The organism is Streptomyces sp. NPDC059832 (genome assembly GCF_042731715.1).
Lineage (GTDB): Bacteria > Actinomycetota > Actinomycetes > Streptomycetales > Streptomycetaceae > Streptomyces.
Genome location: NZ_JBHWIY010000006.1, coordinates 240,114 through 253,540 on the forward strand (window position 1 = coordinate 240,114; position 13,427 = coordinate 253,540).

Sequence of the window (13,427 nt, forward strand, 5' to 3'; positions counted from 1 at the left end):
CGGAAGGAACAGGAGGAGCGGGCATGGCACGTATGCAACCGATGCTGAGCGGGGTTCCGGAGACCCTGCTGTGGACGCTCTACAACCGGGCGTACGAGGCGGGCCGGCCCTATCCGGTGCTGGACGATCCGGTGGCGCTGCGGCTGCTGAAGGATCTGGACTACCCCTTCGAGGAGCGGTTCGGGCGGCCGAATCCGTTCCACTCGCAGGCCCAGGGACTGCGCTCACGCTGCTTCGACCTGGCCGTGCAGGAGTATCTCGCCGACCGGCCGCGGGCCACCGTGGTCGCGCTCGGCGACGGTCTGGAGACCGGCTTCTGGCGGGTCGACAACGGCCTGCTGAACTGGCTGAGCGTGGATCTGCCGGAGGTCGCCGAGCTGCGCCGGACGCTGCTGCCCGGCTCGGACCGGCTGCGCACGCTGTCGCGGTCGGCGACCGATCTCTCCTGGCTGGACGAGATCGACGACCCGCAGGGCCGCGGCGTCGTCGTCACGGCCCAGGGGCTGCTGATGTATCTGCGCCCCGCGGAGGTCCGGGAGATCCTGGCGGCCTGCGCCGAACGGCTGCCCGGCGGTGTCCTGGTCCTGGACACGATGGCGCGCCGGCCCGCCAGGGGCACGGTGGCCGGCACGTCGAAAGTCGGCACGATGACCATTCCGCCGATGCGCTGGGCCATGAATCCCGGCGAGCGGCCCAAGCTGCGCGGTGCACATCAGGCGATCACCGAGGTGCGCGCGCTGCGGCTGCCGCGGGGGCGGGGCGCGATGGGCGAGCTGATCCGGATCCAGTCGCTGCTCCCGGGGCTGCGGACCCTGACGCCCGCGATGACGCAGCTGCGGTTCGGTGGAAGGACCTCGCACTGACCGGGCGTCAGAAATGCGGCGGGTACTGTTCCGCAGTGAGCCCGCCGCCGGGCTCACCGGCCCACTCGACGCATCGACCCGCGAGGCAGACCCCCGTGAATCTGGACGACTTCTCCGACCTGATCGAACGCCCCGACGGCGGCGTACGGCGCGACGCCGAGGAACGCCGGGAGCGCATGATCGTTCCCGTCGGCTCCCTCGGCCGCCTGGACGAGCTGGGCGAATGGCTCTCGGCCGCGCAGCAGTCCGTACCGGTCAAGGCGATCGAGCAGCCGCGCGTGGTGCTCTTCGCCGGTGATCACGGGGTGGCCGAGCTGGGTGTCTCCGGGCGCGCGGCCGGGACCGCCCACGAGCTGGTGCGGGCCACACTGGACGGCGCGACGCCGCTCGCGGTGCTGGCCCGGCAGTTCTCCGTACCGGTCCGGATCGTCGACGCCGGCCTGGACTGCGATCCGGAACTGCTGCCCGAGTCGGTGGTACGCCATCGGGTGCGGCGCGGCAGCGGCCGGATCGACATCGAGGACGCGCTGACGGCCGAGGAGGCCGAGCAGGCGGTACGGCTCGGCATGGCCATCGCCGACGAGGAGGCCGATTCGGGCACCGATCTGGTGGTGCTCGGCGATCTGAGCGTGGGCGGGACGACGGCCGCGGCCACGCTGATCGCGGCTCTGTGCGGTACGGACGCCTCGGTGGTCACCGGGCGCGGCGGCGCGGGGATCGACGATCTGGCGTGGATGCGCAAGTGTGCGGCGATCCGGGACGCGCTGCGGCGGGCCCGGCCGGTCCTCGGTGATCAGCTGGAGCTGCTGGCCACGGTGGGCGGTGCGGATCTGGCGGCGACGACCGGGTTCCTGCTCCAGTGCGCGGTGCGCAGGCTGCCGGTGATCCTGGACGGCGTGGTCTCCGCGGCCTGTGCGCTGGTGGGTCAGCGGGCGGCCTTCCGGGCGCCGGACTGGTGGCTGGCGGGCCAGGCGAGCGGTGAGCCGGCGCAGGCCAAGGCGCTGGACCGGATGGCGCTCAACCCATTGCTGGACCACGGCGTCATCGTGGGGGAAGGAAGCGGGGCATTGCTCGCACTCCCGCTTGTCCGGGCCGCTGCCGCACTGGCGGCCGAGCTGCCCGAACGCGACCCCGTCGCCGAGGAGAAGGACGGCGCCGACGAGGGAGCCGAGGCAGGCGCCGCCTACGGCGACGCGACCTGAGGCTCACGGACCGGCGGTGCTGCGGCCGTTGAACACCGGCCGCAGCGCAGTCCCTCATGCAGTGCGATGCACCATATGATCGCTTTTCATGGGAGAGGTCCGATTGTCCACCGAGGAATCCGGGCGGGACAGCGTCCGGTCACCGAGCACCGCCCGGTCACGGCGCAGCGCGGCATTCGCCATCTGGTACCTGCGCGTCGTGTCGTTCATCAATTTCCTGAGCGCTGTCTGGGTCACTCTCGGCAATGATCTGCGCCGCCACAACACCGAGAACTACTTCACTCCCTATCTGCTCACCGCGGGCTTCTCCTCCGGGGTGGTCGCGCTCTTCCTGGCGGTCACCATGCGCCGCCGCAAGCGGGCCGCCTGGATCGTGAACATGGTGGTGAGCGGCTTGCTGCTGCTGCTCTTCGCCCTGGTGATCGGGTTCCCGGAGGTCCGGCGGTATCCGCAGAACTGGATCTCACTGGCGCTGACCGCCGCCTTCGTCCTGGCGCTGATCCTCGGGCGGCGCGAGTTCTACGCGAAGGGCGACCGGTCCAACCCGAAGCTGGCCGCCGTCGTCGCGGTCGGCGGGCTGCTGGTCACCTCGCTGATCGCCGCGGGCCTGGTCACCCTCACCAACACCGCACCCCACGGCTACCGCGCGCCCTTCCTGGACCGCTGGCGCTACGGGGCGCTGCGGCTGGTCTCGGTCGCCGACAACGACGCGGCCTTCCCCGGGATCACCACCCCGGGCTGGGTCAACGTCACCATCAACGTGCTCTCCACGCTGCTGCTGATCGCCGTCGTGTACGCGGCGTTCCGGGCCCGCCGGGCCGTCGACCCGATCACCCCCGAGGACGAGGCCCGGCTCCGGGCGCTGCTGGAGAAGCACGGCGAGCGCGACTCGCTCGGCTACTTCTCGCTGCGCCGGGAGAAGAGCGTCATCTGGTCCCCCACCGGGAAGGCCGCCGTCACCTACCGGGTGGTGGGCGGGGTCTCGCTCGCCTCCGGTGACCCCATCGGCGACCTGGAGGCCTGGCCCGGGGCGATCGATCCGTGGCTGGCCGAGGCCCGCGAGCACGGCTGGATCCCGGCGGTGATGGGGGTGAGCGAGGAGGGCGGCACCGTCTACGCGCGGCACGGCCTGGACGCCCTGGAGCTGGGCGACGAAGCGATCGTGGAGACCGCCGAGTTCACCCTGGAGGGGCGGGCGATGCGGACCGTCCGCCAGGCGTACAACCGGGTCAGGCGCGCCGGGTACGAGGTGACCGTCCGCCGCCATGCGGACATCCCCGAGGAGGAGATGGCCGAACTGGTGCGGCGCGCCGACGACTGGCGCGACGGGGCGACCGAACGCGGCTTCTCGATGGCGCTCGGCCGGCTCGGCGATCCGGCCGACGGGCAGTGCGTGATGCTCGAATGCCGTGACGCCCCGGCCGAGGAGGGCGGCGCGCGGGGCGAGTTGCGCGCCGTGCTGAGCTTCGTCCCGTGGGGGCCGAACGGCCTCTCGCTGGACCTGATGCGCCGTGACCGGGATGCCGAGAACGGGCTGATGGAGTTCATGGTCATCGAGCTCCTCCAGCGCGCCGAGGAGATCGGGATCACCCAGGTCTCACTGAACTTCGCGATGTTCAGGTCCGTCTTCGAGCGGGGTTCACGACTCGGTGCCGGACCGGTGCTGAGGCTGTGGCGTTCGATGCTCAGTTTCTTCTCGCGCTGGTGGCAGATCGAATCGCTGTACCGCGCCAACGCGAAGTACCGACCGATCTGGGAGCCACGTTTCATGCTGTTCGAGAAGAGCTCGGACCTGCTGCGCATCGGCGTCGCGGCGGGTCGCGCCGAAGGGTTCCTGGAGGCGCCCGGTCTGCCCAAGTGGCTGCACCGCTCGCACCTCGGGACCGATGGATGAGACCGGTGCGCGCGCTGTGCGGGGCAGCTCGCCACGAGTGGGGTCCACTGCTGAGGACCGTACGCGAAATGCTCGCCGTCGCACGGCTGCGGGCGATTGCGATGACGGTCGCCGCGGTCTGCCTGACGGCGCTGCTCCAAGTGGTGCAGAACCGGTCGTGGGGCTTCGGGGTGGTGCACGGCCTGGGGGCGGTGCGGGCCGAGGACCCGTTGTGGGCGGCCCTGCTGCGTACGCCGTTGTCGCTGTTCGTGCCGGCGCTGGATCTGCCGGTCTGGGGGGCGCTGGTGCAGATCCTGATGGTGTTCGGGACCGCCGAGATCTGCCTGGGCCGGTGGCGCACGCTGCTGATCGCGTACGTGGCGACGCTGGCCGGGACGCTGTACGCGCGCATCGGTGTCGCGCTCGGCCCGGACGTGCTGTTCGGGCTGCCGGTCTCGGACGCCCGGGTCGTCGACACCGGCCCGTCCGCGGCGGTGGTCGGCCTCGCCGTCTATGTCTGCTACGTCTACCGGGCCCGCTTCACCGGGGCGCTGGTGATCGCGGCGATGGTGGTCGAGGTGGTCCTGAAGAACAATCTGGCGGGCAAGGAGCACCTGGTGGCGATCGGCGCGATCCTCGTGCTGTGCGTCCGCACGACCCGTCGGCACCGGCGCCAGGATCAGGACTTGCGTCCGCGGAGCGGCACCCGGTCCGGTGCGCCGCCGATCAGATCCTGAAATCTGCGCCGCGGGCCCACCCAGCGCACGTCGTGGTGGTAGGCGCGCAGCACCGACCGGGCGCGGGCCCGGTGACGGTTGCGGTAGAAGCGCTTCGCCCACATAGACGTCGGCCGGGCCAGCCGGATCGCCCCGATCAGCGCGACGAACGGGACGAGCGTGCCGACGACCGCGAGCCGCGCCTTGCCCTTGAAGAGGGCGATCAGTACGAAGCAGAAGTTGACGACCAGGGTCAGGATCACGCCGAGTCTGCTCTGCTGCTCGTCGCTGCTCAGCTCGTTCACGCCGAACGGTGAGAATCCGGCCAGCACCAGCAGCACCAGCGCCGCGGTGAGGACCACCACCTCCACGCTCTGGCGGCCCTCCTCGGTCCAGTACACGTCGTCGAGATGGAGGATCAGGGCGAATTCGTCCAGTACCAGCCCCGCGCCCGTGCCGAAGACCACGGCACAGATCCCCGCGGTGAGGCCCTGCCGTCCGCTGGCGACCGCGCCGAAGCCGCCGACGACGCTCAGCACGACGCCGGGGACCACGTGGTGGATGTGCATTCCGCCGGGTGTGATGTTGCGGAACGGGCCCTTGCCCGCCCGGATCATCCGGGTGATGACCCGGGTGATCGCGAAGGTGAGCACGAAGGCGGCCAGGGCGAGGAGCAGCGGCAGCTTTCCCGGCTCGACGATGTTCCGATCGAACCAGTGACCCATGCCACCCACTCCCGATAAGCCGCTTCTGTCATGGTCTGTTGCGTTCCGAGCAATCTATCCGCCGGGCGTACCGATTAGCCTGCGCGCCGTGACCTCCCTGAACAGCCACGGCATCCGCTTCGCCTTCGGCACCCTGACCGTGCTCCCCGTCCGCGTCACCCGCTGGGACCGCGAGACCGCCCGCGCCGGGATGCTGTGCGCACCGCTCGCCGGCCTCGTCGTGGGCCTGCTCGCGGCGGTGCCCGGCGGCCTGTTGCTGCTGCTCGGCTCGGGGCCGCTGCTCGCAGCGGTCGCCTCGGCCGCCGTTCCCGCCGTGCTGACCCGGGGTCTGCATCTGGACGGTCTCGCGGACACCGCCGACGGCCTGGGCAGCGGCAAGCCCGCCGACGACGCCCTGCGGATCATGAAGCAGTCGGACATTGGGCCATTCGGTGTGATCACCCTGCTGTTCGTGCTGCTGGCCCAGGTCGCGGCGCTCCATCAGCTGTACGGGCAGGGCTGGGCGTACGGTGCGGTGGCGGCGGCCGTCGCCGCGGTCACCGCCCGGCTCGCGCTCACCCTGGCTTCCCGCCGGGGCGTGCCGCCGGCCCGCCCGGAGGGGCTGGGCGCGGCGGTGGCGGGCACGGTCACGGTCCGGGGCGCGGTGGCGGTCGGGGCCGTGGTGGTCGCGGGCTGCGCGGGGGCCGGTGCGCTCCTCGGCGGCTACGAAACGCTGCGCCACGCGCTGGCCGCGGTGGCCGCGCTCGGTGTCGCCCACCTGCTGCTGCGGCACTGCGTGCGGCGCTTCGGCGGGGTGACCGGCGATGTCTTCGGCGCGCTGGCGGAGACGGCGGCGACGACGGCCCTGGTGGTCCTGACGTTCGGTCAGGCGCCGGTCCTTTAGGCGCGGGCCTTCGGGCACTCCTGGCGCCACACGCCCAGTTCGTACTTCTTCAGCAGCGAGCTGAGCCCCAGCCGCCGCGACCCGGCGCAGAACCGGCTGACGGGCAGCTCGTACTCGACGTGGAAGACGGTCTTGCCCGCCTTCACGAACGGGGTGAGCTTCCCGCACTCCTCGTACTGCGCGCACTGCTCGTTGACCGCGAAGTCGAAGTCCGGCTCCAGCTCCGGGATCTGCCCGAGGTCGTTCTTCAGGCCGACGGCGAGTCCGTGGCGGTGGGCGATCCGGGCGATGAGCCGGTTGTAGCGCACCTGGTCGGCGGCGGTCAGCGGGAAGCCGGTGCGGTTGCGGTAGCCGTCCATGTTGTCGGGCTCCACCGCGTCGAAGCCCTTCTCCGCGCACATCTCGATCCGCCGCTCCATCAGCGGTTCGAGGACGTCCGTACGGCGGATGTCGAGCCAGCGCTCCCCCTCCCAGCCGTTGCCCTTGCCCCGTACCGACGTAGGGAACTTCCCGGCGTCCGGGCGGAAGTCCTCCCAGGCGCCGGTGGAGAGGTAGCAGATCACCTTGCGGCCCCGGCGGTGCAGATCGTCGACCGCCGAGGCCTTGTGGTCGAAGCCGTCGATGTCGTACACCGGGACGTCCACCGTCGGGTCCAGCCGGCCCGAGAGCTGCCACTGCCAGCCGATGCCCGGCTCCGGCCGCCAGCGGTCCTTCCCGGCGGGTTCCGGCGCCGACGTGCAGCCGGCCAGCAGGGTCAGCAGAATCAGTACGGCGACGGGCAGCGACCGGCCGCTTCCCGTCCCGTGTGCGGCCCCACGGGCGTGCATGGTTCTCCCCTGTCGTTCCGGCACCGCCAACGACCCTACGTCCACGACCGGTTCCCGCTTCACGGGCCCCGGACCGGACGCCGGGGACCGCGGCCGGGGCTCCACATCGGGCCACCGACGGCCCGCCGCCGTGATCCCGCAGCAATGGCGCGCGTAGGCTCATTCCCGGCGCATTGCGGCGGCGTCTACGATGCGCCGGGCACGGTCGGCCCACCCCTCGACCGACAACGAACTCAACGGAAGCGAGATTTCACCACCGTGACTGCTCTCACTCTCAGCACTGCCGGTGCGGCGACGCTGCGCGCCGACGCACTCGTCGTCGGCGTCGCCAAGGGCGCTGGATCCAAGTCTGGGGACCTGGTCCTCGCACCGGGCGCCGAGGCCGTGGACAAGGCGTTCGACGGAAAGCTCGCCACCGTCCTGAAGGCCCTGGGCGCCGCGGGTGCCGAGGGCGAGGTGACCAAGCTCCCCGCACCCGACGGCCTCAAGGTCCCGGTCGTCATCGCGGTCGGGCTCGGCTCCGTACCGGAGAAGGACGAGGCGTACGACACCGAGGCGCTGCGCCGGGCCGCGGGCTCGGCCGCCCGTGCCCTGACCGGCTCGAAGAAGGCCGGCTTCGCGCTGCCCCTCGCGTCCGCCGAGGACGCCGAGGCGGTCGCCGAGGGCGCGCTCCTGGGCGCGTACGCCTTCACCGCGTACCAGGGCGGCGAGGACAAGCTCGCCCCCAAGGGCAAGAAGAACGGCAACGGCGCGAAGCTCCCGCTCGGCGAGGTCGCCCTGCTCGGCGCCAAGCCGCGCGACAAGGCGTTCAAGGCGGCCGCCGAGCGCGCCGTCGCGGTGGCCGAGGAGATCAACCGCGCCCGCGACCTGATCAACACCCCGCCGAACGACCTGTACCCCGAGTCCTTCGCCGCCGTGGCCACCGCCGCGGGCAAGGAGCACGGCATCAAGGTGCAGGTCCTGGACGAGAAGGCGCTCGTCAAGGGCGGCTTCGGCGGTCTGCTGGGCGTCGGCCAGGGCTCGACCCACGGCCCGCGTCTGGTGAAGCTCGCCTACACGCACCCGAAGGCGGAGAAGACCCTGGCCCTGGTCGGCAAGGGCATCACCTACGACTCGGGCGGCATCTCGCTGAAGCCGGCCGGCCACAACGAGACGATGAAGTGCGACATGAGCGGCGCCGCCGCCGTGTTCGCGACCGTCGTCGCGGCCTCCCGCCTCGGTCTCCAGGTCAACGTCACCGGCTGGCTGGCGCTCGCCGAGAACATGCCGTCGGGCAACGCCACCCGCCCCGGTGACGTGCTGCGCATGTACAGCGGCAAGACCGTCGAGGTCCTCAACACGGACGCCGAGGGCCGGCTCGTCCTCGCCGACGCGCTGACCCGTGCTTCCGAGGAGAACCCGGACGCGATCGTCGACGTGGCGACCCTGACCGGCGCTATGGTGCTGGCGCTGGGCAACCGCACCTTCGGCATCATGGCGAACGACGACGCCTTCCGTACCTCCATCCACGAGATCGCCGAGGAGGTCGGCGAGGCCTCCTGGCCGATGCCGCTCCCCGCCGACCTGCGCAAGGGCATGGACTCCCCGACCGCCGACATCGCCAACATGGGCGAGCGGATGGGCGGCGGCCTGGTGGCCGGTCTGTTCCTGCAGGAGTTCGTGGGCGAGGGCATCGCCTGGGCGCACCTGGACATCGCCGGTCCGGCCTTCCACGAGGGCGCACCGTACGGCTACACGCCGAAGGGCGGCACCGGTTCCGCGGTCCGCACGCTGGTGAAGCTGGCCGAGCGCACCGCCGCCGGAGACCTCGGCTGAGGCCTCGACCGTGACGTACGGCCCCGGGCATAGGCCCGGGGCCGTACGTGTTGCTCCGATGACATCGCCGCACGGATCCGGCCGGTTTCGCTCTCGACGAAATCAGTAGGGGTCTACGCGGCGGTAACCCCCTGAGACGGATGATCGTCCGTCTCAGACCCGGGCCCCGCGTCCCGCTCACCGTCGACAAGTGCGAAGATGGGTTCTCGGCAGGACAGGGCCCCCACCACAGGGCCGAATAACAAAAGCGGCCGAACACCAGCCGACCGGCCGGTCATCCCCCAGCGACGGGGCCCGGCGTACGGCGCACATGCATGGAGGACGTGACGTGGCGAACGACGCCAGCACCGTTTTCGACCTAGTGATCCTCGGCGGTGGTAGCGGCGGTTACGCCGCGGCCCTGCGCGGAGCGCAGCTGGGCCTGGACGTCGCTCTGATCGAGAAGGGCAAGGTCGGCGGCACCTGCCTGCACAACGGCTGTATCCCCACGAAGGCCCTGCTGCACGCCGGTGAGATCGCCGACCAGGCGCGCGAGGCCGGCCAGTTCGGCGTCAAGGCCACCTTCGAGGGCATCGACATCGACGCCGTCCACAAGTACAAGGACGACGTGATCTCGGGCCTGTACAAGGGTCTGCAGGGTCTCATCGCCTCGCGCAAGGTCACCTACATCGAGGGTGAGGGACGGCTCTCCTCCCCCACCTCGGTGGATGTGAACGGCCAGCGCGTCCAGGGCCGCCACGTGCTGCTCGCGACCGGCTCCGTGCCGAAGTCGCTGCCGGGCCTGGAGATCGACGGCAACCGCATCATCTCGTCGGACCACGCGCTGAAGCTGGACCGCGTCCCGAAGTCCGCGATCGTGCTGGGCGGCGGCGTCATCGGCGTCGAGTTCGCCTCGGCGTGGACGTCCTTCGGCACCGACGTGACGATCATCGAGGGCCTGAAGCACCTCGTCCCGGTCGAGGACGAGAACAGCTCGAAGCTTCTTGAGCGCGCCTTCCGCAAGCGCGGCATCAAGTTCAACCTCGGTACGTTCTTCCAGAGCGCCGAGTACACGCAGGACGGCGTCCGCGTGACCCTCGCCGACGGCAAGACCTTCGAGGCCGAGGTGCTGCTGGTCGCCATCGGCCGCGGCCCGGTCTCGCAGGGCCTGGGCTACGAGGAGGCCGGCGTCGCGATGGACCGCGGTTACGTCCTCGTCGACGAGTACATGCGGACCAACGTGGAGACCATCTCGGCCGTCGGTGACCTGGCCCCGACGCTCCAGCTCGCGCACGTCGGCTTCGCCGAGGGCATCCTGGTGGCGGAGCGGCTGGCCGGTCTGAAGACCGTTCCGATCGACTACGACGGTGTCCCGCGGGTGACGTACTGCCACCCCGAGGTCGCCTCCGTGGGCATCACCGAGGCCAAGGCCAAGGAGCTCTACGGCGCGGACAAGGTCGTCGCTCTGAAGTACAACCTCGCGGGCAACGGCAAGAGCAAGATCCTCAAGACCGCGGGCGAGATCAAGCTCGTCCAGGTCAAGGACGGTGCCGTGGTCGGCGTCCACATGGTCGGTGACCGTATGGGCGAGCAGGTCGGCGAAGCCCAGCTGATCTACAACTGGGAGGCGCTGCCCGCCGAGGTCGCGCAGCTCATCCACGCCCACCCGACCCAGAGCGAGGCGCTCGGCGAGGCCCACCTGGCCCTGGCCGGCAAGCCCTTGCACTCCCACGACTGATCCAGTCGACCGGGCGCGACGACCGACCTACTTCCGCACTTTCGTAAGGAGCAACTGAAACCATGTCGGTTTCCGTAACCCTTCCGGCGCTCGGCGAGAGCGTCACCGAGGGAACTGTCACCCGCTGGCTGAAGGCCGAGGGCGAGCGCGTCGAGGCCGACGAGCCGTTGCTCGAGGTTTCGACCGACAAGGTCGACACCGAGATCCCGGCCCCCGCGGCCGGCATCCTGGCCGCCATCAAGGTCGCCGAGGACGAGACCGTCGAGGTCGGCGCCGAGCTGGCCGTCATCGACGACGGCACGGGTGCCCCCGCGGCCGCCGCGGCTCCGGCCGCCGAGCCCGCGGCCGCCCCGGCCCCGGCGCCGGTCGCCGAGGCCCCCGCCGCCGCTCCGGCCCCCGCGGCCGAGGCTCCGGCCGCCGCACCGGCCGGTGGCGCCGCCGGTACCGACGTCACCCTTCCGGCGCTCGGCGAGAGCGTCACCGAGGGCACCGTCACCCGCTGGCTGAAGGAGGTCGGCGAGGAGGTCACGGAGGACGAGCCCCTCCTGGAGGTCTCCACGGACAAGGTCGACACCGAGATCCCGGCCCCGGTTTCCGGTGTGCTGCTGGAGATCGTCGTCGCCGAGGACGAGACCGCCGAGGTCGGCGCCAAGCTCGCCGTCATCGGTGCCGCCGGTGCCGCTCCGGCCGCTGCCCCGGCCCCGGCCGCTCCGGCGCCCGCCGCCGCCCCGGCCCCGGCCCCGGCTGCCCCGGCTCCCGCTCCGGCCCCGGTCGCTCCGGCCGCTCCCGCTCCGGCTCCGGCTCCGGTGGCGCCCGCCGCCCCGGTCGCCGCTCCGGTCGCCGCTCCGGCTCCGGTGGCCCCGGCCGCTCCGGCACCGGTCGCCGCCCCGGCTCCGGTCACCCCCGTCGCCCCGGCCGCACCCTCCGGTGACGACGGCGCGTACGTCACGCCGCTGGTGCGCAAGCTCGCCGCCGAGAACGGCGTCGACCTGGGCGCGGTCAAGGGCACCGGCGTCGGTGGCCGTATCCGCAAGCAGGACGTCGTCGCCGCCGCGGAGGCCGCCAAGGCCGCCGCTGCCGCCCCGGCCCCCGCCGCCGCTGCTCCGGCCGCCTCCAAGGCGCCGAAGCTGGAGGCCTCCCCGCTGCGTGGTCAGACGGTCAAGATGACCCGCATGCGCAAGGTCATCGGCGACAACATGATGAAGGCGCTGCACTCGCAGGCCCAGCTGACCTCGGTCGTCGAGGTCGACATCACCAAGCTGATGAAGCTGCGCAACCAGGCGAAGGCCGCGTTCGCCGCCCGTGAGGGCGTCAAGCTGTCCCCGATGCCGTTCTTCGTGAAGGCGGCGGCCCAGGCGCTGAAGGCCCACCCGGTCATCAACGCCCGGATCAACGAGGACGAGGGCACCATCACGTACTTCGACTCGGAGAACATCGGCATCGCCGTGGACGCCGAGAAGGGTCTGATGACCCCGGTCATCAAGGGTGCGGGCGACCTGAACATCGCCGGTATCTCGAAGAAGACCGCCGAGCTGGCCGGCAAGGCCCGCGGCGGCGGCCTGACGCCGGACGACATGTCCGGTGCCACCTTCACCATCAGCAACACCGGCTCGCGCGGTGCGCTGTTCGACACCGTCATCGTGCCCCCGAACCAGGCAGCCATCCTGGGCATCGGTGCCACGGTCCGCCGCCCGGTGGTCATCGACCACCCGGACCTCGGCGAGACGATCGCGGTGCGCGACATGACGTACCTCTCGCTCTCCTACGACCACCGTCTGGTGGACGGCGCGGACGCCGCCCGTTACCTGACCTCGGTCAAGGCGATCCTGGAGGCCGGTGAGTTCGAGGTCGAGCTCGGCCTCTGAGCACCGCGGCTGTAACCAGCCTCACCAGCGGCGCCCCCGTCCGGAACACTTCCGGGCGGGGGCGCCGCCGTATTGTCTAGACACCACCGGTCGCCCCGGCAATCGTGATGGTGCGGACAGCACCGGTTTGCCCCGAAGGAGCCCCTCATGACCCCGCCCGTCGTCCACTCGCTGCGCGAACAGATCCGCGAGCACATCGTGGACGGGATCGTCAGCGGGCGTTGGAAGCCCGGTGAGCGGATCGTGGAGCGCCGGATCGCCACCGAGCTGGAGGTCAGCCAGACGCCCGTGCGCGAGGCGCTGCGGGAGCTGGAGACGCTCCGGCTGATCGAGTCGGCGCCCAACAAGGGCGTACGGGTCCGCAATCTCACCGCCGCCGATCTGGAGGAGAGCTACCCCGTGCGGGCCGGTCTGGAGCAGATCGCGGCGGAGCTGGCGGCTCCGTCCCTCGGCGAGGACTGCTCGCGCCTGACACCGCATGTGGCGGCGCTCTACGAGGCGGACCGGCTGGCCGACGGCGAGGCGCAGGTACGGCACACCGTGGGCTTCCACCGCGAGATGGTGCGGGCCGCCGGGAACGCGGTGCTGCTGCACACCTGGGAGGGGCTGGGCATCGAGGTGTTCACCGCCCTGTCGATCCGGTGGCTGGGCACGGTGCAGAAGTCGTACGCCGAGGAGCACGAGGCGCTCATCGAGGCGTTCCTGCGCAAGGACCCGGACATCGGGGTACTGGTCAAGGCACACGTGCTGGGCTGCGCGCCGCGCGCCTGAGAGCCGTACGCATCTGTCGCGAGGGGCGCTCGCCTGTGCGGGTGGGCGCCCCTTTTAGGTGCTAAATCCCGTCACTCCGTGCCCCGTTTCGCGGCACCGCATGCCACTTTCTTCATATCGAGAAGTTTTGCTCTTCATCCTTTGATCGATCATCGATCGGCGCCTTACAG

General features: G+C 71.3%; 11 protein-coding genes. 9 read left to right on the forward strand and 2 right to left on the reverse strand.

The window, feature by feature from the left end; genetic code table 11:
* The first annotated feature begins 23 nt into the window (after positions 1-23).
* The 4 genes from ACFV8T_RS13390 to ACFV8T_RS13405 all read left to right on the forward strand — a co-directional run bounded on the left by ACFV8T_RS13390 (position 24) and on the right by ACFV8T_RS13405 (position 4,675).
* Positions 24-863: a class I SAM-dependent methyltransferase gene (locus tag ACFV8T_RS13390; RefSeq protein WP_385327111.1), complete on the forward strand. Its 840-nt coding sequence runs from the start codon at positions 24-26 to the stop codon at positions 861-863.
* A 95-nt stretch (positions 864-958) separates the two neighbouring features.
* Positions 959-2,065 (forward strand): nicotinate-nucleotide--dimethylbenzimidazole phosphoribosyltransferase, encoded by a 1,107-nt coding sequence (cobT, locus tag ACFV8T_RS13395; RefSeq protein WP_385327113.1) that lies wholly within the window; start codon positions 959-961, stop codon positions 2,063-2,065.
* Between the two features lie 88 nt (positions 2,066-2,153).
* Entirely contained in the window at positions 2,154-3,959 is a 1,806-nt protein-coding gene (locus ACFV8T_RS13400) for a phosphatidylglycerol lysyltransferase domain-containing protein (RefSeq protein ID WP_385327114.1), read from the forward strand.
* The gene (locus tag ACFV8T_RS13405) at positions 3,956-4,675 is read left to right on the forward strand and encodes a hypothetical protein (protein ID WP_385327116.1); all 720 of its coding nucleotides are present in this window, start codon (positions 3,956-3,958) and stop codon (positions 4,673-4,675) included. The genes ACFV8T_RS13400 and ACFV8T_RS13405 overlap by 4 nt, the downstream gene beginning before the upstream one ends.
* Here ACFV8T_RS13405 and ACFV8T_RS13410 read toward each other — a convergent pair.
* Positions 4,618-5,379 carry a hypothetical protein gene (locus ACFV8T_RS13410; RefSeq protein WP_385327117.1) on the reverse strand — a complete coding sequence of 254 codons (762 nt, stop codon included), beginning with the start codon at positions 5,377-5,379 and terminating at the stop codon, positions 4,618-4,620. The two genes, ACFV8T_RS13405 and ACFV8T_RS13410, sit on opposite strands and share 58 nt — an antisense overlap.
* 88 nt (positions 5,380-5,467) lie before the next feature.
* Between ACFV8T_RS13410 and ACFV8T_RS13415 the strand changes: the two genes are divergently transcribed.
* A complete protein-coding gene (locus ACFV8T_RS13415; protein WP_385327119.1) occupies positions 5,468-6,262 on the forward strand; it encodes an adenosylcobinamide-GDP ribazoletransferase in 795 nt (264 codons plus the stop codon).
* Here the strand turns inward: ACFV8T_RS13415 and ACFV8T_RS13420 are convergent.
* Positions 6,259-7,089 (reverse strand): endo alpha-1,4 polygalactosaminidase, encoded by an 831-nt coding sequence (locus ACFV8T_RS13420; protein WP_385327121.1) that lies wholly within the window; start codon positions 7,087-7,089, stop codon positions 6,259-6,261. The two genes, ACFV8T_RS13415 and ACFV8T_RS13420, sit on opposite strands and share 4 nt — an antisense overlap.
* 258 nt (positions 7,090-7,347) lie before the next feature.
* Here ACFV8T_RS13420 and ACFV8T_RS13425 point away from each other — a divergent pair, with 258 nt between their 5' ends.
* The 4 genes from ACFV8T_RS13425 (at position 7,348) to ACFV8T_RS13440 (ending at position 13,257) form a co-directional block, all read left to right on the forward strand.
* A complete protein-coding gene (locus tag ACFV8T_RS13425) occupies positions 7,348-8,904 on the forward strand; it encodes a leucyl aminopeptidase (RefSeq protein ID WP_385327123.1) in 1,557 nt (518 codons plus the stop codon).
* A 328-nt stretch (positions 8,905-9,232) separates the two neighbouring features.
* Positions 9,233-10,621: a dihydrolipoyl dehydrogenase gene (gene lpdA, locus ACFV8T_RS13430; RefSeq protein WP_385327124.1), complete on the forward strand. Its 1,389-nt coding sequence runs from the start codon at positions 9,233-9,235 to the stop codon at positions 10,619-10,621.
* A 62-nt stretch (positions 10,622-10,683) separates the two neighbouring features.
* Entirely contained in the window at positions 10,684-12,486 is a 1,803-nt protein-coding gene (sucB, locus tag ACFV8T_RS13435) for a 2-oxoglutarate dehydrogenase, E2 component, dihydrolipoamide succinyltransferase (RefSeq protein WP_385327126.1), read from the forward strand.
* Between the two features lie 147 nt (positions 12,487-12,633).
* Positions 12,634-13,257 (forward strand): GntR family transcriptional regulator, encoded by a 624-nt coding sequence (locus ACFV8T_RS13440; protein WP_385327128.1) that lies wholly within the window; start codon positions 12,634-12,636, stop codon positions 13,255-13,257.
* Positions 13,258-13,427: the final 170 nt, after the last annotated feature.

Excerpts from the sequence above, each read along its gene's own strand:
- ACFV8T_RS13405 (WP_385327116.1), top strand. The coding sequence starts at position 3,956 with ATGAGACCGGTGCGCGCGCTGTGCGGGGCAGCTCGCCACGAGTGGGGT.
- ACFV8T_RS13420 (WP_385327121.1), bottom strand. The coding sequence starts at position 7,089 with ATGCACGCCCGTGGGGCCGCACACGGGACGGGAAGCGGCCGGTCGCTG.
- ACFV8T_RS13440 (WP_385327128.1), top strand. The coding sequence starts at position 12,634 with ATGACCCCGCCCGTCGTCCACTCGCTGCGCGAACAGATCCGCGAGCAC.
- ACFV8T_RS13390 (WP_385327111.1), top strand. The coding sequence starts at position 24 with ATGGCACGTATGCAACCGATGCTGAGCGGGGTTCCGGAGACCCTGCTG.
- ACFV8T_RS13410 (WP_385327117.1), bottom strand. The coding sequence starts at position 5,379 with ATGGGTCACTGGTTCGATCGGAACATCGTCGAGCCGGGAAAGCTGCCG.
- ACFV8T_RS13400 (WP_385327114.1), top strand. The coding sequence starts at position 2,154 with ATGGGAGAGGTCCGATTGTCCACCGAGGAATCCGGGCGGGACAGCGTC.
- sucB (WP_385327126.1), top strand. The coding sequence starts at position 10,684 with ATGTCGGTTTCCGTAACCCTTCCGGCGCTCGGCGAGAGCGTCACCGAG.